Genomic DNA, 19,393 nt, shown 5'->3' on the forward strand with positions numbered 1-19,393 from the left:
CACACTCCTGAATTAACTAATTGATAGTCTTATCGAAAAAAAGAGGTCAATCAAAGCGTCAGCCGGGAAACGGTGTGTTGTCGGATATGGCACCGCGATACCCGACCGCGACCACGAATTTCTCCGAACTGTCCGACCGGCTTGCCGGGGGCTTGACGTTGGCCACCTTGTCGAAGCGCCGCTTCAACAGCGTCTGAAGCTCGGACTCGGCGCCCCCGGCCAGCACCTTGGCCACGAATGTGCCGCCCTCTTCCAGCACGTCGAAGGCCAGCGCCGCGGCCGCCTCGCACAGCGCGACGATCCGCAGATGGTCGGTCTGCTTGTGCCCCGAAGAGGCCGCGGCCATGTCCGACATCACCACGTCGGCCTTGCCGCCCAGCCAGGCCTTGACCTTGTCGTCGGCGCCGTCCTCGAGGAAATCGAGCTGGTGGATCTCCGCCCCCGGCACCGGCTCGACCTCTTGCAGATCGACGCCCAGCACGCGGCCCTGTGCCTTGCCGGGCTTGGCGCCCAGCGCGTTCACCCGCGCCACTGCCACCTGGCACCAGCCACCGGGCGCGCAGCCCAGGTCGACGACCCGCGCGCCGGGCTTGAGGAAATGGTACTTGTCGTCCAGTTCCAGGATCTTGAACGCCGCGCGCCCGCGATAGCCCTCGGCCTTGGCGCGCTTGACATACGGGTCGTTGAGCTGGCGTTCCAGCCAGCGCGTCGAGGACAGCTTGCGCCCTCGCGCGCTCTTGACCTTGACCTTCAGATCGCGCTGCCCGCGCCCGCTGCTGCCCTTGCCTTGCGCCATCCGTTTGCCCGGCCCGCCCCGCAGCGCGCCGCCCCCTGATCTTCTTCTGGCCAAAAATATCCAGATACCGCACTTGCCGCAAATGCCGCCCGGCGGCAAGCGCGGCTCAGAAAGGCCCGTCTTCCAGCACGCCGTCCGCGCTCATCTGCGCATAGAGCAACCCCTCGCGCAGGCCCCGGTCGGCCACCGATATGCGGTCGGTCGGCCAGATCCGCATAAGCGCCTGCAGGATCGCCGCGCCCGACATGATCAGCGCGTGCCGGTCGCGGCCGATGCGCGGGTCGGTGCGCCGCCCCTCGGGGCCGAGGCTCAGGTAATCGCGGATCACCGTGTCGATCTGGCGCGAGGTCATGCGCAGACCGTCGACCTTGGTCCGGTCATAGCGTTTCAGCCCAAGGTGGCTGGCCGCCACTGTGGTCACCGTGCCCGAGGTGCCGATGATCTGGAACCCGTGACCCACCTCGCCGGCCACGTAGGGCGAGAAATCGGCGAGGTTTTCCTCGAAAAACCAGCTCATCAGCGCAAAGCGCGCGGCATCGTCCTCGACATCGTCGAACTGTTCCTTCAGCGTCGCCACGCCCAGCGGCACCGAGATCCAGTCGACCACGCGGGCCGCCGGGAACGGGCTGTCCTTGGCGACAAAGCCGGCATGCAGCCGCATGATCGCCCGCGGCCGGTCGTGGCGCGGCACCGCGGAGAGGTCGATCCAGACCAGCTCGGTCGAGCCGCCGCCGATATCGACGACCAGCAACTGCTCGGTCCGGGTCGAGACCAGCGGCGCGCAAGAGACCACGGCCAGCCGGGCCTCTTCCTCGGGCTGGATGATCTCCAGCGCGAGTCCGGTCTCGCGGCGGATCTGGCGGATGAAATCGCTGGCGTTCCTGGCGCGGCGGCAGGCCTCGGTGGCGACCAGGCGCATCCGCTCGACCCCGTGGCGCTCGAGCTTGCCCTTGCAGATGCGCATGGCCTGCACCGTGCGCCCGATCGAGGCGCGGCTCAGCCGGCCGGACGCCTCCAGACCGGTGCCCAGCTGCACCGATTTCGAGAAGCTGTCGACCACATGGAACTGGCTGCCCTTGGGCTGGGCAATCAGCATGCGGCAACTGTTTGTACCGAGATCCAGCGCAGCATAAAGCGTTGCCGGATCCGGCGGGGGTGGCGCGGGGGTTGCAACCGCTTTGGGGAACGCGCCCGCACCAACGGGACGCCTGGGCGCCATCAAATCGCCCTCCAACTCGAGTTGATCTCAAGGTAGCCGCGCTTTGGCCCGGGCGCAATGGCTGTGATCGGCCTCAGGCTCATGATCATCTTGAGAAAATTTCGCCGCGTCGCAGCTAGCCGCCGCGCCCGCGCTGGCCTAGACCTTTTCCCGCTCCGGGTCGCAAGCCGCGCGCATCCTGTCGAAAACCGGCGCCGCTGCGGCGAATTGCCGGATTACAAGCGTGTCAAGGAACGCAAGGGAATCAGCGATGCCCGAGGTCACCATTATCTACTGGCGGGATATCCCGGCGCAGGTGATCGTGGGCCGCGGGCGGCGGGCGGCCAAGCGGGTGCTGTCTGACCGCTTCGAGAAAGCCATCGACCGGGCGGCGATGAAGGCCGGTGCGCGCGACAGCGACGCCTACCTCGCCGACTGGCGCAGGGCCGATCCGTACCCGGCCGAGGGCACCGACGACGCGGTGGCCGAGGCCGAGGCGGCGCGGCTCGAGGCGGGCTATGACGAGGCCCGGCTAAGGGCGCTGATCGACACCTGCGGATGGGACGAGACGTGACCTCGCTTTGGGAGACCGCGATGGGATTGCTACCTTTCAGGAAACGCGACCAGGCCGCCATGTCGGCGGCCCAGATCGAGGCCCTCATGCAGGGTTTCTCGATCGAGGTGATGCCGCGTACCGCCACCAAGGTCGAGGATTTCCGCGCGCTGCTGCCCGCGGGCACGCGGGTCTACATCGCCCATCTCGACGGCACGTCCATCGACGAGATGGTGGCCACCGCCGCGCGGCTGCGCGCCGAGGGCTACGAGCCGATGCCGCATTTCCCCGCGCGGCTGATCGCCGACCGGGCGATGCTGGCCGACTGGATCGCGCGCTACCAGGGCGAGGCGGACGTGCGCCAGGGGCTGATCCTTGCAGGCGGCATCGGGCGGCCCCGGGGCGCGTACGACAATTCGATGCAGCTTTTGGAGACCGGGCTTTTCGACGCCGCGGGGTTTGTCCGGCTGCACGTCGCCGGCCACCCCGAGGGCAGCCGCGACATCGACCCCGACGGCACCGGCGCCAACGTGGCAGCGGCGCTGCGCTGGAAACAGGCGTTTTCTGACCGCACCGATGCGCAAATGGCCCTCGTGACCCAGTTCGCCTTCGAGGCCGCCCCGGTCATCGCCTGGGCCGAACGGCTGGCCGCCGACGGCATCGGCCTGCCGATCCATATCGGCGTGGCGGGCCCGGCCAAGCTGCAGACGCTGGTGAAGTTCGCCGTGGCCTGCGGCGTGGGCCCCTCGATGAAGGTCTTGCAGCGCCGGGCCCGCGACGTGTCCAAGCTGGTACTGCCCTTCGAGCCGACCGAGTTCCTCGCGGGGCTGGCCGCCCACAAGGCCGCCTATCCCGAAAGCCCGATCGCGGGGGTGCATTTCTTTCCTCTGGGCGGTATCAAGACCTGTGCCGAGTGGACCCAAGACCACGGCGGCGCCGCCGCGCGCCCCGCCGCAGCCCTTCAATAAGGATCCCGCATGACCCGCACCGTTCTGGAATCGAAGTCCAAGACCATCGCCATCGGTTTCGACGAGCCGTTCTGCGTGATCGGCGAGCGCATCAACCCCACCGGCCGCAAGAAACTGGCGGCCGAGCTGGAGGCGGGCGATTTCTCGACCGTCGAGAAGGACGCGCTGGAACAGGTCGCCTGCGGCGCGATGGTGCTCGATGTCAATGCCGGCGTGGTTTACAACTCAAACCCCAACCCCAACGAGACCGAGCCGCCCCTGATGCGCAAGATGATCGAGCTTGTTCAGGGGCTTGTGGACGTTCCCTTGTGCATCGATTCAAGCGTGCCGGGCGCGCTGGAGGCGGGGCTGGAGGTGGCCGAGGGGCGGCCCATGGTCAATTCCGTCACCGGCGAGGAAGAGCGGCTGGAGCGCGTCCTGCCGCTGATCAAGAAATACAACGTGCCCGTGGTGGCGATCTCGAACGACGATACCGGCATTTCCGAAGATCCCGACGTGCGCTTTGCCGTGGCCAAGAAGATCGTCGAACGCGCCGCCGATTTCGGCATCCCGGCGCATGACATCGTGGTCGATCCGCTGGTGATGCCGATCGGCGCGATGGCCACCGCCGGCCAGCAGGTCTTTGCCCTTGTCCGGCGGCTGCGCAACGAATTGGGCGTCAACACCACCTGCGGCGCGTCGAATGTCAGCTTCGGCCTGCCGCACCGGCACGGCATCAACGCCGCCTTCCTGCCGATGGCGATCACCGCGGGCATGACCAGCGCGATCATGAACCCCACGCGACCCGTCGAGATGGAGGCGATCCGCGCGGCCAACCTGCTGATGAACCACGACCCCAACGGCACGGCCTGGATCGCGTTTTCGCGGGTGCTCGACGCGGTGGCCGAGGGCACGCCCTTTCCCGAGGCGTCCAAGGCCGCGCAGGCCGCGGGCGCAGGGCGCGGCGGGCGCCGCCGGCGCCGCAGCGCCTGAGGCATCGCAAGGGGTTTGGAAACCGCGGCCCATCGGGGTATGCTGCGGGCAAAACAACAGGCAATGAGCAGACCCATGATCCCCAGACCTTCCCTCGCGCCGGCGCTTGCGCTGCTGGGCGCGCTCGCGCTGACCGGCTGCGGCAGCGCCCGCTTTGCCACCGATTATGCCGATGTCGTCGATGCCGAAACCGCGCGCGGCTGGACCGTCACCGAGGTCGACGTGACCGTGCCGCGCACGCTGACGGTGTCGGAAGAGAACAGCTATGCCCCCGAGGCCGACATCGTCTGGCGCGGAGAGCCGCGCGGCGACCGCTACGCCCAGGTCGACCGGATCATCACCGAGGCGGCCGAGGCCGGGGCCCGCGCCCTGACCGGGCCGCGCCCCGTGCGGCTGGAAATCGACGTGCTGCGCTTTCACGCGCTGACCGAACGCGCGCGCTACACGCTGAACAATGCCGGGGTGCATGACATCCTCTTTACCGCGCAGGTGGTGGATGCCGGCACCGGCCAGCCGCTGACCCCGCCCGACAGGGTGCAGGCCGACCTGATCGCCTATTCCGGCAAGGATGCGCTGGAGGCCGAGGCGCGGGGCGAAACCCAGCGCGTGCGCATCGTCGCCCACGTGACCGAGGTGATCGCCGGCTGGCTGGGCGCCGGTCCCGACCCGCGCGGCAGCTTTACCCGGCTCGGGCGCTAACGACCGGGCCTTGCGCCCCGTCGCGCGGGCGCTATCCCTTTGCCGGGCAGGAACAAGGAATTATCGCCGATGTCCGCCGACGACGCGCTGGTGATCTTCACGCCCTCGGGCAAGCGCGGCCGGGTGCCCAAGGGCACGGCCGTGCTGGCCGCTGCGCGCAAGCTGGGCGTCGATCTCGACAGCGTCTGCGGCGGGCGCGGCATCTGTTCCAAGTGCCAGGTGGCGCCGGCCTATGGCCGGTTTGCCAAGCACGGGGTGACGGTGGCCGAGGACGCGCTGTCGCCCGTCAACGCCGTCGAGCGGCGCTATGACGAAAAGCGCGGGCTGAAGCCCGGGCGCCGGCTGGGCTGTCAGGCGACGATCGAGGGCGACGCGGTGATCGACGTCCCGCCCGAAAGCCAGGTCCACCGCCAGGTGGTGCGCAAATCGGCCGACGCGCGGCCCATCGTGATGGACCCGGCCACCCGCGCGCTGATGGTCGAGGTGGCAGAGCCCGACATGCACGAGCCCACCGGCGACCTGGAGCGGCTGAACCGCGCGCTGGCCGCGCAATGGGGCGTCCGTCCCGCCAGCGCCCCCCTGCCCGTGCTGGCCGGCCTGCAACCCGCGCTGCGCAAGGGCAAGTGGCAGGTCACCGTCGCGCTGCATCAAGAGACCGAGGATGCCGCCCCGCGCATCCTCGACATATGGCCGGGGTTTTACGAGGGCGGGCTTTATGGCCTCGCCATCGACCTCGGCTCGACCACCATCGCCGCACATCTGACCGATCTGGTCACCGGCACGGTCAAGCATTCGGCGGGCATCATGAACCCGCAGATCCGTTTTGGCGAAGACCTGATGAGCCGCGTCTCCTACTCGATGATGCACGAGGGCGGCGCGGGCGAGATGACCGCCGCCGTGCGCGCCGCGCTGAACGACCTGGCCCGCGAGATCGCCGCCGAGGCCGGGGTCGAGCCCCGCGCCATCGTCGAGGCGGTTTTCGTCTGCAACCCGGTGATGCACCACCTCCTGCTGGGCATCGACCCGGTCGAGCTGGGCCAGGCGCCGTTCGCGCTGGCCACCTCGGATGCGCTTCGGCTGGGCGCGGCCGAGTTGGGGCTCGACGCGATCAACCCCGCTGCACGCGCCTACCTGCTGCCTTGCATCGCGGGCCATGTGGGCGCCGACGCCGCCGCCGTGGCGCTGGCCGAGGCGCCGGACAAGTCCGACGACCTGGTGCTGATCGTCGATGTCGGCACCAATGCCGAAATCCTGCTGGGCAACCGCGCGCGCGTCCTCGCCTGTTCCTCGCCCACCGGCCCTGCCTTCGAAGGGGCGCAGATCAGTTCGGGCCAGCGTGCCGCGCCGGGCGCCATCGAGCGGGTCGAGATCGACCCCGCCACCAAGGAGCCCCGGTTCAAGGTGATCGGCTGCGACCTGTGGTCGGACGATCCGGGCTTTGGCGCGGAAGTGGAAAAGACCGGCATCACCGGCATCTGCGGCTCGGGCATCATCGAGGCGGTCGCCGAGATGCGCATGGCCGGGCTGGTCGATCCCTCTGGCCTGATCGGCTCGGCCGAGCAGACCGGCAGCCCCCGCTGCGAGGCGGACGGACGCACCCATGCCTACCGGATTCACGACGGCACCGAGGCGGGCGGCCCGCGCATCACCGTGACCCAGGGCGATATCCGCGCGATCCAGCTGGCCAAATCGGCGCTCTACGCAGGGGCGCGGCTGCTGATGGACCGGATGGAGGTCGACCGCGTCGACCGGATCGTGCTGGCCGGGGCCTTCGGCGCGCATATCAGCCCGAAACACGCCATGGTGCTGGGCATGATCCCCGACGCCCCGCTCGACCGTGTCCGTTCGGCCGGCAACGCCGCCGGCACCGGCGCGCGCATTGCGCTGTGCAACCGCGCGGCGCGGGGGGCCATCGAGAAAACCGTGAAGGCCATCCACAAGGTCGAAACCGCCGTCGAACCGCGGTTTCAGGAGCATTTCGTGGCGGCCAACGCACTGCCCCACGCCACCGCGCCCTTCCCCGAACTGGCACAGGTGGTGACGCTGCCCAAGGTCAATTTCGGCGCCAGCGGCGAAGGCGGCGGGCGGCGGAGAAGACGGCGATAGCGCCTCGGTGCGGCCACTGGGCGCATCTTGAGCCGAGGACTTGCGTTGTCGGAAATCGGTAACTGAGCTACTGTTTGCACGCCTATAAGGTGTAATTTTCGTAACCAGTTATCTCGGAGGAGAAAAATATGAAAACCTTGATCGCTGCGGTGGCCCTTGCCATGGCTGCCGGCGGCGCTGCACAGGCGAGCCTCATCACGTCCGAATCCGATCCTGCCCTCACGGGGGCGAGCATCACCGACTTCAACAGCCAGACCATCGGGAACTTCACCAGCGCCAGCGTCGGGGACCTGACCTTCAGCGTGATCGGCGGCGGGCAACTGCGCTTTGCCCAGTTCAACGAAGGCGGCGATTTCGGCGGTGACGGTATCAACCTCTCGACCCGCGATCTCACCGACGACTTCCGGATCGATTTCGCCAGCCCGGTCAGCGCTTTCGCAACGATCTGGGGCGCGGCCAACACCACCTGGGACGTGTCGGTCTACGACTCCGGCGACAACCTGATCGAAACCCAGACCTTCCCCTCCGGCCCCCCCTACGACGAGTTCTTCGGCGTCGCCGCGGCCAACATCAGCTACGCGATCTTCGACCAGAACGGATCGCGCGACTGGGTTCTGCTGGATGACATCCGCGTGGTTTCGGGTGAAACCTCGCCGGTGCCGCTGCCGGCCGGCGGTCTGCTGTTGTTGAGCGGCCTCGGCGCCGCGGTGCTCTTGCGCCGCAGCAAGGGCTGAGCCGCAAGGCACAATATCGCAAAAGGCTGCGCGGGCTGACGCTCGCGCAGATCACCTGATCCGGGCCGGCAACGGCCCGGATCAGGCACAGCGATTCTCAGTCGACCAGGCCCAGCTGTCGGGCGATGCTGGCAGAGTCGTAATAGTCCCTGCCCTCGACCACCTTTCCGTCCTTCACGCGCATGACGCTGCAATACCGCGCCTCCATGCGGCGGCCACTGGGCGGAAACGTTCCGAGGCTCGACCTCAGAGGGCCGGTTTGCGTGCCCCGATTGGTGAACTCCACGACCGCCCAATCGCCCTGCACGATGACGTTGGTGATTTCCAGCGCGCCGTCAGGAAAGGCGGTCAGCCAGCGCTCGTAATCGCGCTTGTAGGCCTCGGGTCCGGGCAACAGCTCGCCGCGCGCGACATCCTCGAAGTGGCAATCCTCGGCGATCACAGACATGCCCCGCTCGGGGTCCCTGAGATCCCAGGATTCGTGGAACTTGCGCACGATCGTTTCGACATCATCCATCATTGCCCCCAAGGCTGAAAAGACTGCCGCCGCATGTGCGGCCCGACAGTGAAAGGTGACGCTTTTCGCCAGGGCAAAGCAATTCCCGCATCAATCCGCCGGCGCCAGCGGCCCGCCGAGAGCGGTGTCGGCCGGCGCGCGGCAGCCCTTGACGGGTCTCGGCAGTTTGACTAACTCTCGCTCACCCGGGCGGGTGTAGCTCAATGGTAGAGCAGGAGCTTCCCAAGCTTAAGACGAGGGTTCGATTCCCTTCACCCGCTCCAGCCCCTCTCAGATCCCGTAATAGCCGCGATACCACTCGACGAAGCGCGCCACGCCCTCGCGGATGTCGGTCTTGGGCTTGTAGCCCGTCAGCCGGTGCAAAAGCGTCGCATCGGCCCAGGTGGCCGGCACGTCGCCCTTCTGCATCTCCATCAGGTTGCGCTCGGCTTTCAGCCCCGTGGCCGCCTCGATGGCCTCGACGAAATCCATCAGCCGCACCTTTTCGGAGTTGCCGATATTGACCACCCGGAACGGCGCCACGGGCGACAGGCTGTCGCCGTCTTCGATGGCGTCCTCCGAGGCGGGCCGCTCGGGCACCGCGTCGATCAAGAGGCGGATGCCGCGCACCAGGTCGTCGACATAGGTGAAATCGCGGAACATCTCGCCGTGGTTGTACAGATCGATCGGCCGGCCCTTCAGGATCGCCTCGGTGAACTTGAAAAGCGCCATGTCGGGCCGGCCCCAGGGCCCGTAAACGGTGAAAAAGCGGAACATCGTCGTGGGCAGCCCGTAAAGGTGGGCATAGGCGTGCCCCATCGATTCATTCGCCTTCTTGGTGGCGGCGTAGATGGTCAGCTGGGTGTCGGCCTTGTCGGTCTCGCAAAACGGCATGTCCTCGTTTGCGCCGTAGACCGACGAGGTCGAGGCCATCAGCAGGTGCCCCACCCCGACCTCGCGCGCGGCTTCCATCACGTTGAAGGTGCCCACGACGTTGGCGTCGATATAAGAGCGCGGGTTTTCAAGGCTGTAGCGCACGCCCGCCTGGCCCGCGAGGTGCACGATCACCTCGGGGGCAAAGTCGCGCACCGTGTTCGACACCGCGATATCGTCTTCCAGCCGCGCAATTGTCGCCGAGAAGGCTTTGTTTTCATTCAATATCTGGTGGCGCCTCTCTTTCAGGCGCACATCGTAGTAATCGGTCAGCGCGTCATAGCCATGCACCCTCGCGCCTTCCTCCAGAAGACGCCGGGCAAGGTGGAACCCGATGAACCCCGCGGTTCCGGTGACCAGAACGCGCATTGCTATTCTCCCGCGGCTTTGCGCACGTAGTCTACAAGCTGACGGGTCGACCCGTCGAGCGCGTCCGCCCCCGCGCCGGTGGCGAGGATCGGCTCGAGCGTCTTGGCCAGTTCCTTGCCCAGTTCCACCCCCCACTGGTCGAAGGAGTTGATGCCGAGGATCACCCCCTCGACGAAGACCCGGTGCTCGTAAAGCGCCACGATCTGGCCCAGCACGTGCGGGGTAAGCTGCGGGTAGATCAGCGTGGTCGAGGGGCGGTTGCCGGGGAACACCCGGTGCCGCGCCTGGCGGTCCAGCTCCGCGCCTTCATATCCTTGCGCGGCGGCGATCTCGCGCGCCTCGGCCAGCGACCGGCCGCGCATCAGCGCCTTGGATTGCGCCAGCGCATTGGCGACCAGCAGGCGGTGATGATGGGCCAGGTCCGGCTCGTGCCCGCGCGCGGCCAGCAGGAATTCGCAGGGCACCACGCGGGTGCCCTGGTGGATCAGCTGGTAGAACGCGTGCTGGCCGTTGGTGCCGGGCTCGCCCCAGACGATGGGGCCCGTCGGGTGCGGGGCATCGGCGCCGTCCATCGTCACGCGCTTGCCGTTGCTCTCCATCTCCAGCTGTTGCAGATAGGCGGGCAGCCGCGCCAGCCGCTGGTCATAAGGCAGCACCGCGCGGCTGGCATGGCCGAGGATCTGCGCGTGCCAGATGCCGATGAGGGCCAGCAGGACCGGCAGGTTTTCGGCAAACGGCGCCTCGCGGAAATGCGTGTCCATCGCGTGGCCGCCGGCCAGGAAGGCGCGGAAATCGCCTGGCCCCACGGCCAGCATCAGGCTGAGGCCGATCGGCCCCCAGACGGAATAGCGCCCGCCGACCCAATCCTCGAAGCCGAAGACCCGCTCGGCCGCGATGCCGAATTCGGCGGTCTTGGCCCCGGCCGAGGACAGCGCGGCGAACTGGGCGCCGGGGTGGGCGACCGTTTCGGCCATCCAGTCGCGAGCGGTGGCGGCGTTGGTCATCGTCTCGATGGTGGTGAAGGTCTTCGACGCGACGATCACCAGCGTGGTGGCGGGGTCCAGCCCCTTGAGCGTGTCGTGGATATGCGCGCCATCGACGTTCGACACGAAATGACAGCGCGGACCGTCGGCATGCGGGGCCAGCGCCAGCGTGGCCATGACCGGCCCGAGGTCGGATCCGCCGATGCCGATATTGATGACATCGGTGATCTTGCCGCCCTGCCCCGAGAACCGCCCGGCGCGCACATCGTCGGCAAAGGCCGCCATCCGGTCGAGCGTTTGCAGCACGCCCTCATGCGCCTCGTCCAGCCCGGCGGGTGCCGCCCCGGCGGGCGTGCGCAACAGCGTGTGCAGCACCGCCCGGCCCTCGGTTTCGTTGATCTTCTCGCCGGAAAACATCGCCGTGCGCCGCTCTGCCACCCCGGCGGCATCGGCCAGCCCGATCAGCATCTCGCGGGTTTCGCCGTCGATATTGGTCTTGGAATAGTCGAACAGCATCTCGCCCAGCCGGGCCGAGAACTCCGATGCGCGGCCGGAGCCTTCGAACAACGCTGAGATCGCGCGCGCATCGACCGCCGCTGCCTTGTCGGCAAGGCGCTTCCATAAATCCATGTGTGTCTACTCTGCCCAGTGTATGGTTGCATTCTTCAGGATGGCCGAGACCGGCGCGAGGCGCGGGTCGTTCAGCTCGACCGCGCGTTCCAGCGCCGCGCGTTTCTCTTGGCCGGTGATGACCAGATGGGTCGACATCGCGCCGCGCAGCACCGGCGCGGTCAGGCTGATCCGGGGCTCGGGCGCGCCGGGCGTCTCGATCCTGATCACCGGCGGCGCGTCGGGCTCCAGCGCGGCCTCCAGCCCCTGCGCGCCGGGAAACAGCGAGGCGGTGTGCATGTCGTCACCCATGCCCAGAACCAGCACCGACAGCGGCAGGTAGCGAGAGACGCGGCTGCACAGGCCCTCCATCCCGTCGGCGCCGGGCCGCAGCCCGACGAACTGCGCCTCGGCCGCCGCCCCTACGAGCAGCCGCTCGCGGATCAGCCGCTCGTTCGAGCGGTCGTGATCGGGCGGCACCAGCCGTTCGTCGGTGGGGATCACCCGCACCCGGTCCCAATCCAGCGTCGCGGCGCAGAGATCGTCGAAGACCGGGCCGGGCGTGCTGCCCCCCGGCACCGCGAAACTGGCCCAGTCGGCATGGAACAGCGCCGCCTTCAGCTCGCCCGCCAGCACGTTGGCCAGGTCGATCGCCATCATGTCCCGGTCGGCATAGGTGATCAGCTTCATGGCCGCACCTCGCGCCAGCGCCGCGCGTCCTTGTGCATCAGCATCAGCGCGTCCTCGGGGCCCGACCCGCCCGGGTCGTAAGGCTCGGGCCGGTCGCCGCGCGCCTCCCATGCCGCGATGATCGGGTCGGCCCAGGCCCAGGCGGCCTCGACCTCGTCGCCGCGCATGAAGAGCGTCTGGTTGCCGCGGATCACATCCATGATCAGCCGTTCATAGGCATCCGAGATGTCGCGCACCCCCTCGCCCAGCGCTTCGGCAAAGGACATGTCGAGCGGCACCTCGATCAGCCGCATGCCGCCGGGGCCGGGTTCCTTGATCGTGACCTTCAGCTTGATGCCCTCGTTCGGCTGCAACCGGATCACCAGCACGTTCGACCGCTGCCCCGGCTGCTCGCCGAAGATCGAATGCGGCGGGTCCTTGAACGTGACGGCGATCTCGGAGGTGCGCGCCCTGAGCCGCTTGCCGGTGCGCAGGTAGAACGGCGTGCCCTTCCAGCGCCAGTTCGACAGGTGCAGCTTCAGCGCGATAAAGCTTTCGGTCGGGCTGTCGGGTGCCTCGGCATCCTCGAGATAGCCGGGCGTGCCGTTCATCGCGCGGTATTGGCCGCGCACGATATCGTCCGGGTCCACCGGGTCGAGCGCGCGGATCACCTTGAGCTTTTCGTCGCGCACCGCGTCGGGGTCGAAGGTATAGGGCGGCTCCATCGCGATCAGGCACAAAAGCTGCATCATGTGGTTCTGCACCATGTCGCGCATCGCGCCCGACTTGTCGTAGTAGTCGCCGCGCCCGCCCACGCCCACGGTCTCGGCCACGGTGATCTGGATGTGATCGACGTATTGCGCGTTCCACAAGGGCTCGAACAGCATGTTGCCAAAGCGCACGGCCATCAGGTTCTGCACCGTCTCCTTGCCCAGGTAATGGTCGATCCGGTAGATCTGATGCTCGACGAAATGGCGCGCCAGCGTCTCGTTCAGCGCCCGCGCCGAGGCCAGGTCGTGGCCGAAAGGCTTTTCCACGACGATCCGGCAGTCGGGGCCGGCGATGCCGTGGGTGTTCAGCCGCTCGGCCAAGTCGCCGAACAGGCCGGGCCCTACCGAGAAATAGAAGGCATGGATCGTGTCGGGCCGCATCTTGGCGGCCAGGGTGTCCCAGCCGTCGCCGCCGCGCGCGTCGATCCTGGTGTAGCTGACGCGATCGAGAAAGCCGGCCAGTTCTGCCCCGTCCTGCCGGTCGGCATCCACATGCTCGGCCACCGCCGCGCGCACAAGCTCGCGATAGGCCTCATCGGTCAACTCGGACCGCGCGGCGCCGATGATCCGCGCCCCCTCGGGCATCTGGCCCGCCTGGAACCGCCGATAGAGCCCCGGCAAGATCTTGCGCGTGGCCAGATCCCCGGTGCCGCCGAAGATCACCAGGTCGAACGGGTCGACCGGAATGACGCGTGAAGCCATGGATCCTCTCGCCGCAGGATGTGCCCTGCCCTGTCTAGCACGCCGCCCGGGGGGCGCAACGCCTCGGTGGCGCTCAGGCCTCCAGTTCGGCGTCCCAGTACAGGAAATCGAGCCAGGTCTCGTGCAGGTGGTTGGGCGGAAACTTGCGCCCCATGTTGCGCAGCTCTTCCGCGCCGGGCTGGCGCGGCGGCTTGCGCAGGTTCATGCCCACCTGCCGCAGGCTTTTCGAGCCCTTCCTGAGATTGCAGCGCGAGCAGGCGGCGACGACGTTTTCCCAGCTGGTGATGCCGCCACGGGCCCGCGGCACCACGTGGTCGAAGGTCAGATCCCCCGTAGTGCCGCAATACTGGCAGGAAAATTCATCCCTCAAGAAAAGATTGAAGCGCGTGAAGGCCACGCGCTTCTGTGGTTTTACGTAATCTTTCAGCACCACCACCGAGGGTATTCGGATTTCCATCGAGGGGCTTCGCACCACCTGGTCGTATTCGGCCACGATATCGACCCGGTCGAGAAAGGCCGCCTTGACCGCCTCCTGCCAGGGCCAGAGCGACAGAGGATAGTAGGAAAGCGGGCGATAATCGGCGTTCAACACCAGCGCGGGATGATGCCTCAGGCTACTGGGTTCCCTTACGAAAGTGGTCCTGAAATCGCCGTCCATTTTAGTGACTCCGCCTGCGCCCCGTCTGCCTGATCCCGGCCCGAGGCGGGACGCGCCCGCCCCTGCTCGATATGAACTATATATGGCGTTACCCGCCTGACAAGCCCCGCTAGATGCAGTACCTGCAAGTTGCAGGTAGCGCGATTCCGTGACGGGCACATGACGTTATCCACAGCCCCGCCGCAACGCGGCAGACCGCGCGGGCTGACAGCGCGCCGCGACCGCGCTAGATTCCGGCCCATGTCCGGCCCGGCCCTGCCCCCCGCCGACCCCCTCGGCCCCGTCCTCGAGGCCGCCCTTTATGCCGGCGACCTTGATGCCGCCGAGGCGTTTTACGGCGGCGTGCTGGGGCTTGAACGGATCGTGCGGGTGGGCCGGCGGCACGTGTTTTTCCGTGCCGGCCACAGCGTCGTGCTGATCTTCAACCCCGACGAGACGTGCAAGCCCCCCGCCCCCGGCAAGCTGCCGGTGCCGCCCCACGGCGCGCACGGGCCCGGCCATCTTTGCCTCTCGGCCGGCCGCGCGGCCATAGCCCGGTGGCGCACCCGGCTGGTGGCCGCGGGCCACGACGTAGAGGCCGAGTTCGACTGGCCGAACGGCGCCCGCTCGCTCTATTTCCGCGACCCGGCCGGAAACTCGCTGGAACTCGCCGAGCCGCGGCTTTGGTTTTCCCGATAGGCCGCGCGCGGCCCTACGCGTCGAGCCCGAACCGGTCGCGGATAAAGGCCAGCGCAACGCTCAGCCCGTCGGGCGCGATGCCGTGGCCGGTGCCCTTCATCACATGGGCATAGACCTGGAACCCCGCGCCGGTCAGCGCCTCGCCGGCCTCGGGCAGGGCCTGCACCGGCACCACGTCGTCCTGGTCGCCGTGGACCAGCAGAACGGGCGGTTTCGTGGCCGCCTCGTCGGCCAGCGCCTCGGGGCGCAGCAGGCGCCCGGAAAAGCCCACGATCCCGGCGAAGGCATCCGCGCGCCGCGGCCCCACGTGAAGCGCCATCATCGTGCCTTGCGAAAAACCGAAGAGCACCGTGTCCTCGGGTGCGATGCCCTCGTCCTCGGCGACCGCGTCGAGCCAGGCGTTCAGGTCGTCCACCGCGCGCAGCATCCCCGCCTCGCCCTGTTCCTCCGACGAGCCGTCGATCCAGGGGATCGGGAACCACTGGTAGCCGAACGGCACCCCGGCGCAGGCTTCCGGCGCGTCGGGGGCCAGGAAGGCGGTGCCCGGCAGGTGCGGCGCCAGCGGCTCGGACAGGCCCAGCAGATCGGCCCCGTTCGCGCCGTAGCCGTGCAGGAAGATCACCAGCCGCTCGGCCTCGTCTTTCGCCGCACCGGCGCGGCCCGCCTCCAATGCCCTCGTCATCGTACCCCCTCGCGGTCTTTCGCCACCCGGTAGTAGGCCCAAAGCGCGCGCGCCGCAACGGCACGCCACGGCGACCAGGCCTCGGCCATCTCGCGCAGCGCCTTTTCCTTGGGCCGCTCGTCCAGCGCGAAGAGCAGCCGCGCCGATTCCTGCAGCGCCAGATCGCCCGGCGCGAAGACATCGGCGCGGCCCAGCGAGAACATCGTGTAGATCTCGGCCGTCCAGATGCCGATACCCGGCACCGCGACAAGGGTCTCGACCACTTCGTCGGTGGGCGCGGTCCTGAGCGCCTCGAAATCGATTTCCGAGGCGGCCAGCGCCTTGGCGTAGCGCACCTTCTGCCGGCTCAGCCCGGCGGCGCGCAGCGTCTCGTCCTCGGCGGCGGCCACCGCCGCGGGCCCGGTCAGCCCGGCCGCCTTGAGACGGCCCCAGATCGCATCCGCCGCGGCGACCGAGACCTGCTGGCTGACGATCGCGCCGAAAAGCGCATCGAACCCGTCGTCCCGCCGGCGCAACGGCAGCGGCCCGGTGAGTTCCAGCACATGGGCAAAGCGCGGCTCGACCCGCGCGAGGTGCTCGGCCCCTTCGGCGACGCAGGCTTCGGTTTTTATGATCCGTCCCACCATGGCCCCGGACTCTGCCGATCGGGGGGCGGAACGCAAGCACAAGCACGCGTCGCGCGACCGGGCATCGCCCGCCCCCGCCCGACGCTCAGATGGCGCGGTAGATCAGGATCACGCCCAGCAAGACGGCCAAGGCAATGCCCAGATTGACCGGGTCGCTCGCGACTCCGTCGATCCAGCCGACCAGATCGACGCTGTCCAGCCCGCCGCCGTTGCCGCCGCCGCCGACGCGGGCACCGCCGCCCGCCGCTATTCCGTATTCGACCATCGCTTTCCCCTTCGCGGGCCAAGCTCGTGGCAGAGAGCTTAGCCCCGAAACCCGGTTTCTTCACGAAAAAACCGAAGCGTGCCGCGGCACGGGGCCGGCGCCGTCACCCGTCGCCGCCCGACAACCCCTTCAGGATGGGGCAGTCGGGACGGTCGTCGCCGGCGCAGGCCTCGATCAGTTCGGACAGGGTCGCGCGCATCGCTTCCAGCTCGGCCAGCTTGGCGTCGATCTGCTCGAGATGGCCGCGGGCGATGCGTTTCACGTCGGCGCTGGCGCGCCCCTTGTCGTCGTAAAGCGCCAGCAGCGCGCGGCATTCCTCGATGGTAAAGCCCAGCGACCGGGCGCGGCCCAGAAACACCAGCCGGTGCAGGTCGGTCTGCGAAAAGGCACGGTAGCCGTTTTTCGTCCGGCCGGGCGCGATCAGCCCGATCTCCTCGTAGTAGCGGATGGTCTTGGCCGGAAGTCCCGCCAGCTCGGCCACCTGCCCGATATTCATGCCTGCACCGGCGCGACGTGGCGCAGGCGAAGCGCGTTCGTCACCACGAAGACAGAGGACAGCGCCATCGCGCCCGCCGCCAGCATGGGCGACAGCATCGGCCCGCCAAAGGGCGCCAGCAGACCCGCCGCCACCGGTATCAGCAGAACGTTATATCCGAAGGCCCAGAACAGGTTCTGCCGGATATTGCCCATCGTGCGCGCGCTGAGGCGCCGCGCGTTGGCCACGCCCGAGAGGTCCCCCGACATCAGCACCACGTCGGCGGTTTCGATGGCCACATCCGTGCCGGTGCCGATGGCGATGCCGATATCGGCCGCCGCCAGCGCCGGCGCGTCGTTGATGCCGTCGCCGACGAAGGCAAGGCGGCCCTTGGCTTTCAGCGCCTCGACCGCGTCGCGCTTGCCCTCGGGCAGGACGCCGGCCACCACATGGTCGATGCCCAGATCGGCGGCCACGGCGCGGGCGGCGGCCTCGGTGTCGCCGGTGATCATCGCGGTTTCGATGCCCTGCGCGTGCAACGCGGCGATGGCCGCGCGGGCCGAGGGCTTGACCGGGTCCGACACGCCCAGCACCCCGGCCGCCCGCCCGTCGATGGCGACATAGACCGGCGTCGCGCCGGTCTCGGCCAGTTGCGCCCCGAGCGGCCCGAGCGCCCCGAGATCGACGCCCTCGCGCGTCATCAGGCGCTCGGCGCCGACCAGCATCTCGGCGCCCTCGACCAGCCCCTTCAGGCCAAAGCCCGGCAGCGCCTCGACCGCCTCGGCCGCGGGCAGCGGCCTGCCGGCCGCCGCCGTCACCGCGCGCGCGATGGGATGCTCAGACCGCGCCTCGACCGCCGCGGCGAGCGCCAGCAGGCGCTCGCGCGCCATGCCGTCTGCCGGGTGGATGGCCGTTACCTCGGGCCGCCCCTCGGTCAGGGTGCCGGTCTTGTCGAAGGCCACGACGCGCACGCCCTGCAACGATTGCAGCGCCTCGCCCTGGCGAAACAGCACGCCCATATCCGCCGCGCGGCCGGTGCCGACCATGATAGAGGTCGGCGTGGCCAGCCCCATGGCGCAGGGGCAGGCGATGATCAGCACCGAAACGCCGGCGACCAGCGCCAGCCCCAGCGCGGGCTGCGGGCCGAAGATCAGCCAGGCGATCACCGTGACCAGCGCCGTGGCCATTACCGCGGGCACGAAACGCGCGGTGATCCGGTCGACCAGCCCCTGCACCGGCAGCCGCGCGGCCTGCGCCGCCTCGACCATGGCGATGATCTGCGCCAGTGCGGTGTCGCGGCCCACCCGCGTGGCGCGCAGCCTGAGCGCGCCCTGCCCGTTCACCGTGCCGCCGGTGACGCGGTCGCCCGGCGACTTTTCCACCGGCACCGGCTCTCCCGTCAGCATCGATTCGTCGACATAGGACCGCCCCTCGACCACCTCGCCATCGGTGGCGATGCGCTCACCCGGGCGGGTCTCGATGACATCGCCGGGCTGCAGCGCGTCGATGGACCGTTCGACCACCCCCGCCTCGGTGACGACCCGCGCCGTCTTGGGTTGCAGCCCGGCCAGCCGCCGGATCGCGGCGCCGGTGCGTCCCTTGGCCCGCGCCTCCAGCCAGCGGCCCAGCAGGATCAGCGTGACGATCACCGCCGCGGCCTCGAAATAGACATCTCGCGCGCCCTCGGGCAGAAGGCCGGGCGCGAAGGTGGCCACGGTCGAATAGCCCCAGGCCGCCGCGGTGCCCAGCGCCACCAGCGCGTTCATGTCCGGCGCGCCCCGCAGCAACAGCGGCACGCCGTGCAGGAAGAAGCGCCGCCCGGGCCCGGCCAGAACGGCCGTGGTCAGAACGAACGCGATCAGCCGCACGCCCTGGGCGCCGAACACCCCCTCGGCAAAGCCGGGCCAGAGATGCCCGCCCATCTCCAGCACCACCACGGGCAGTGCCAGCCCGGCGGCCAGCGCGGTGGCGCGCGCCAGGTGCCGGATCTCGCCCTCCTGACGGTCCTGATGCGCGGTCTCGCCCGCGACCGGCGCCGCGGCATAGCCCGCCTCGCGCAGCGCGCCCACCAGGGCGGCCGCCGTGACCGCGCCCTCGGCGCCGCTGACGCTGGCCCGTCCGGTGGCGAGGTTCATCCGCGCCGCGGCCACGCCCGGCACGCCCGTCAGCGCCGCCTCGATCCTGCGCACGCAGGACGCGCAATGCGCCCCTTCCACCTCCAGCTCGATCTCGGACCGGGGCACGCCGAAGCCGGCGGCCTCGACCGCGCCGAAGATCGGCGCTGCCTGCCCCTCGTGCGATACCTCGGCCGTGGCGTTGGCGAGGTTGACCCGCACCGCGCTGACCTGGGGCAGCGCGTCCAGCGCCGCCTCGGCGCGGCGCACGCAACTGGCGCAGTTGAGGCCGTCGAGGCGGAAACGCAGGGTTTGTGCGGCGGTCATCGGAATCTCCT

At 68.9% G+C, this 19,393-nt stretch carries 20 protein-coding genes and 1 tRNA gene; 8 read left to right on the forward strand and 13 right to left on the reverse strand.

The features are described from left to right. Positions 1-58 precede the first annotated feature (58 nt). A complete protein-coding gene (locus Ga0609869_RS12875) occupies positions 59-796 on the reverse strand; it encodes an RlmE family RNA methyltransferase (protein WP_125405314.1) in 738 nt (245 codons plus the stop codon). A gap of 106 nt (positions 797-902) precedes the next feature. Next, positions 903-2,015, reverse strand: coding sequence for a Ppx/GppA phosphatase family protein (locus tag Ga0609869_RS12880; RefSeq protein WP_125405311.1), 1,113 nt, complete (start codon positions 2,013-2,015; stop codon positions 903-905). A 250-nt stretch (positions 2,016-2,265) separates the two neighbouring features. Between Ga0609869_RS12880 and Ga0609869_RS12885 the strand changes: the two genes are divergently transcribed. From Ga0609869_RS12885 to Ga0609869_RS12910, 6 genes are all read left to right on the forward strand, one after another. Next, positions 2,266-2,568, forward strand: a complete 303-nt coding sequence (locus Ga0609869_RS12885; RefSeq protein WP_125405308.1) for a virulence factor — start codon at positions 2,266-2,268, stop codon at positions 2,566-2,568. A gap of 20 nt (positions 2,569-2,588) precedes the next feature. Beyond that, entirely contained in the window at positions 2,589-3,515 is a 927-nt protein-coding gene (locus Ga0609869_RS12890) for a methylenetetrahydrofolate reductase (RefSeq protein WP_125405306.1), read from the forward strand. 9 nt (positions 3,516-3,524) lie between these two features. Continuing rightward, positions 3,525-4,487 (forward strand): methyltetrahydrofolate cobalamin methyltransferase, encoded by a 963-nt coding sequence (locus Ga0609869_RS12895; RefSeq protein WP_125405303.1) that lies wholly within the window; start codon positions 3,525-3,527, stop codon positions 4,485-4,487. Between the two features lie 75 nt (positions 4,488-4,562). Then, a complete protein-coding gene (locus tag Ga0609869_RS12900) occupies positions 4,563-5,186 on the forward strand; it encodes a DUF6778 family protein (RefSeq protein WP_125405300.1) in 624 nt (207 codons plus the stop codon). Between the two features lie 69 nt (positions 5,187-5,255). Then, entirely contained in the window at positions 5,256-7,292 is a 2,037-nt protein-coding gene (locus Ga0609869_RS12905) for an ASKHA domain-containing protein (RefSeq protein ID WP_125405297.1), read from the forward strand. Between the two features lie 128 nt (positions 7,293-7,420). Then, positions 7,421-8,026, forward strand: a complete 606-nt coding sequence (locus tag Ga0609869_RS12910; RefSeq protein WP_125405294.1) for a VPLPA-CTERM sorting domain-containing protein — start codon at positions 7,421-7,423, stop codon at positions 8,024-8,026. Positions 8,027-8,123: 97 nt separating this feature from the next. Here the strand turns inward: Ga0609869_RS12910 and Ga0609869_RS12915 are convergent, their stop codons facing one another. Continuing rightward, entirely contained in the window at positions 8,124-8,543 is a 420-nt protein-coding gene (locus tag Ga0609869_RS12915; protein ID WP_170168815.1) for an ester cyclase, read from the reverse strand. A gap of 189 nt (positions 8,544-8,732) precedes the next feature. Between Ga0609869_RS12915 and Ga0609869_RS12920 the strand changes: the two genes are divergently transcribed. Then, a tRNA-Gly gene (locus Ga0609869_RS12920) sits at positions 8,733-8,806 on the forward strand. Positions 8,807-8,813: 7 nt separating this feature from the next. On the opposite strand, the gene Ga0609869_RS12925 is transcribed toward Ga0609869_RS12920, so the two are convergent. The 5 genes from Ga0609869_RS12925 to Ga0609869_RS12945 form a co-directional block, all read right to left on the reverse strand. Continuing rightward, positions 8,814-9,824: an SDR family NAD(P)-dependent oxidoreductase gene (locus Ga0609869_RS12925; protein ID WP_125405288.1), complete on the reverse strand. Its 1,011-nt coding sequence runs from the start codon at positions 9,822-9,824 to the stop codon at positions 8,814-8,816. A gap of 2 nt (positions 9,825-9,826) precedes the next feature. Continuing rightward, the gene (pgi, locus tag Ga0609869_RS12930; protein WP_125405285.1) at positions 9,827-11,437 is read right to left on the reverse strand and encodes a glucose-6-phosphate isomerase; all 1,611 of its coding nucleotides are present in this window, start codon (positions 11,435-11,437) and stop codon (positions 9,827-9,829) included. A 6-nt stretch (positions 11,438-11,443) separates the two neighbouring features. Further along, the gene (gene pgl / locus Ga0609869_RS12935) at positions 11,444-12,106 is read right to left on the reverse strand and encodes a 6-phosphogluconolactonase (protein ID WP_125405282.1); all 663 of its coding nucleotides are present in this window, start codon (positions 12,104-12,106) and stop codon (positions 11,444-11,446) included. Beyond that, positions 12,103-13,557, reverse strand: coding sequence for a glucose-6-phosphate dehydrogenase (zwf, locus tag Ga0609869_RS12940; RefSeq protein WP_125405279.1), 1,455 nt, complete (start codon positions 13,555-13,557; stop codon positions 12,103-12,105). Before zwf ends, pgl begins: the two co-directional genes overlap by 4 nt. A gap of 73 nt (positions 13,558-13,630) precedes the next feature. After that, positions 13,631-14,215 carry an HNH endonuclease gene (locus Ga0609869_RS12945; RefSeq protein WP_125405276.1) on the reverse strand — a complete coding sequence of 195 codons (585 nt, stop codon included), beginning with the start codon at positions 14,213-14,215 and terminating at the stop codon, positions 13,631-13,633. A gap of 240 nt (positions 14,216-14,455) precedes the next feature. Between Ga0609869_RS12945 and Ga0609869_RS12950 the strand changes: the two genes are divergently transcribed. Further along, positions 14,456-14,893: a VOC family protein gene (locus Ga0609869_RS12950; protein ID WP_125405273.1), complete on the forward strand. Its 438-nt coding sequence runs from the start codon at positions 14,456-14,458 to the stop codon at positions 14,891-14,893. Between the two features lie 13 nt (positions 14,894-14,906). Here Ga0609869_RS12950 and Ga0609869_RS12955 read toward each other — a convergent pair whose 3' ends face one another. The 5 genes from Ga0609869_RS12955 to Ga0609869_RS12975 all read right to left on the reverse strand — a co-directional run bounded on the left by Ga0609869_RS12955 (position 14,907) and on the right by Ga0609869_RS12975 (position 19,382). Further along, positions 14,907-15,575 (reverse strand): alpha/beta hydrolase, encoded by a 669-nt coding sequence (locus Ga0609869_RS12955; RefSeq protein ID WP_125405270.1) that lies wholly within the window; start codon positions 15,573-15,575, stop codon positions 14,907-14,909. After that, the gene (locus tag Ga0609869_RS12960) at positions 15,572-16,201 is read right to left on the reverse strand and encodes a DNA-3-methyladenine glycosylase family protein (protein WP_125405267.1); all 630 of its coding nucleotides are present in this window, start codon (positions 16,199-16,201) and stop codon (positions 15,572-15,574) included. Before Ga0609869_RS12960 ends, Ga0609869_RS12955 begins: the two co-directional genes overlap by 4 nt. Positions 16,202-16,286: 85 nt before the next feature. After that, positions 16,287-16,466, reverse strand: coding sequence for a hypothetical protein (locus tag Ga0609869_RS12965; protein WP_125405264.1), 180 nt, complete (start codon positions 16,464-16,466; stop codon positions 16,287-16,289). A gap of 103 nt (positions 16,467-16,569) precedes the next feature. Further along, on the reverse strand, positions 16,570-16,962 hold the full coding sequence (gene cueR, locus Ga0609869_RS12970) for a Cu(I)-responsive transcriptional regulator (RefSeq protein ID WP_125405261.1): 393 nt from the start codon (positions 16,960-16,962) through the stop codon (positions 16,570-16,572). Next, on the reverse strand, positions 16,959-19,382 hold the full coding sequence (locus Ga0609869_RS12975) for a heavy metal translocating P-type ATPase (protein WP_125405258.1): 2,424 nt from the start codon (positions 19,380-19,382) through the stop codon (positions 16,959-16,961). The genes cueR and Ga0609869_RS12975 overlap by 4 nt, the downstream gene beginning before the upstream one ends. Positions 19,383-19,393: the final 11 nt, after the last annotated feature.

It is taken from the genome of Rhodovulum iodosum (assembly GCF_041020385.1).
GTDB lineage: Bacteria > Pseudomonadota > Alphaproteobacteria > Rhodobacterales > Rhodobacteraceae > Rhodovulum > Rhodovulum iodosum.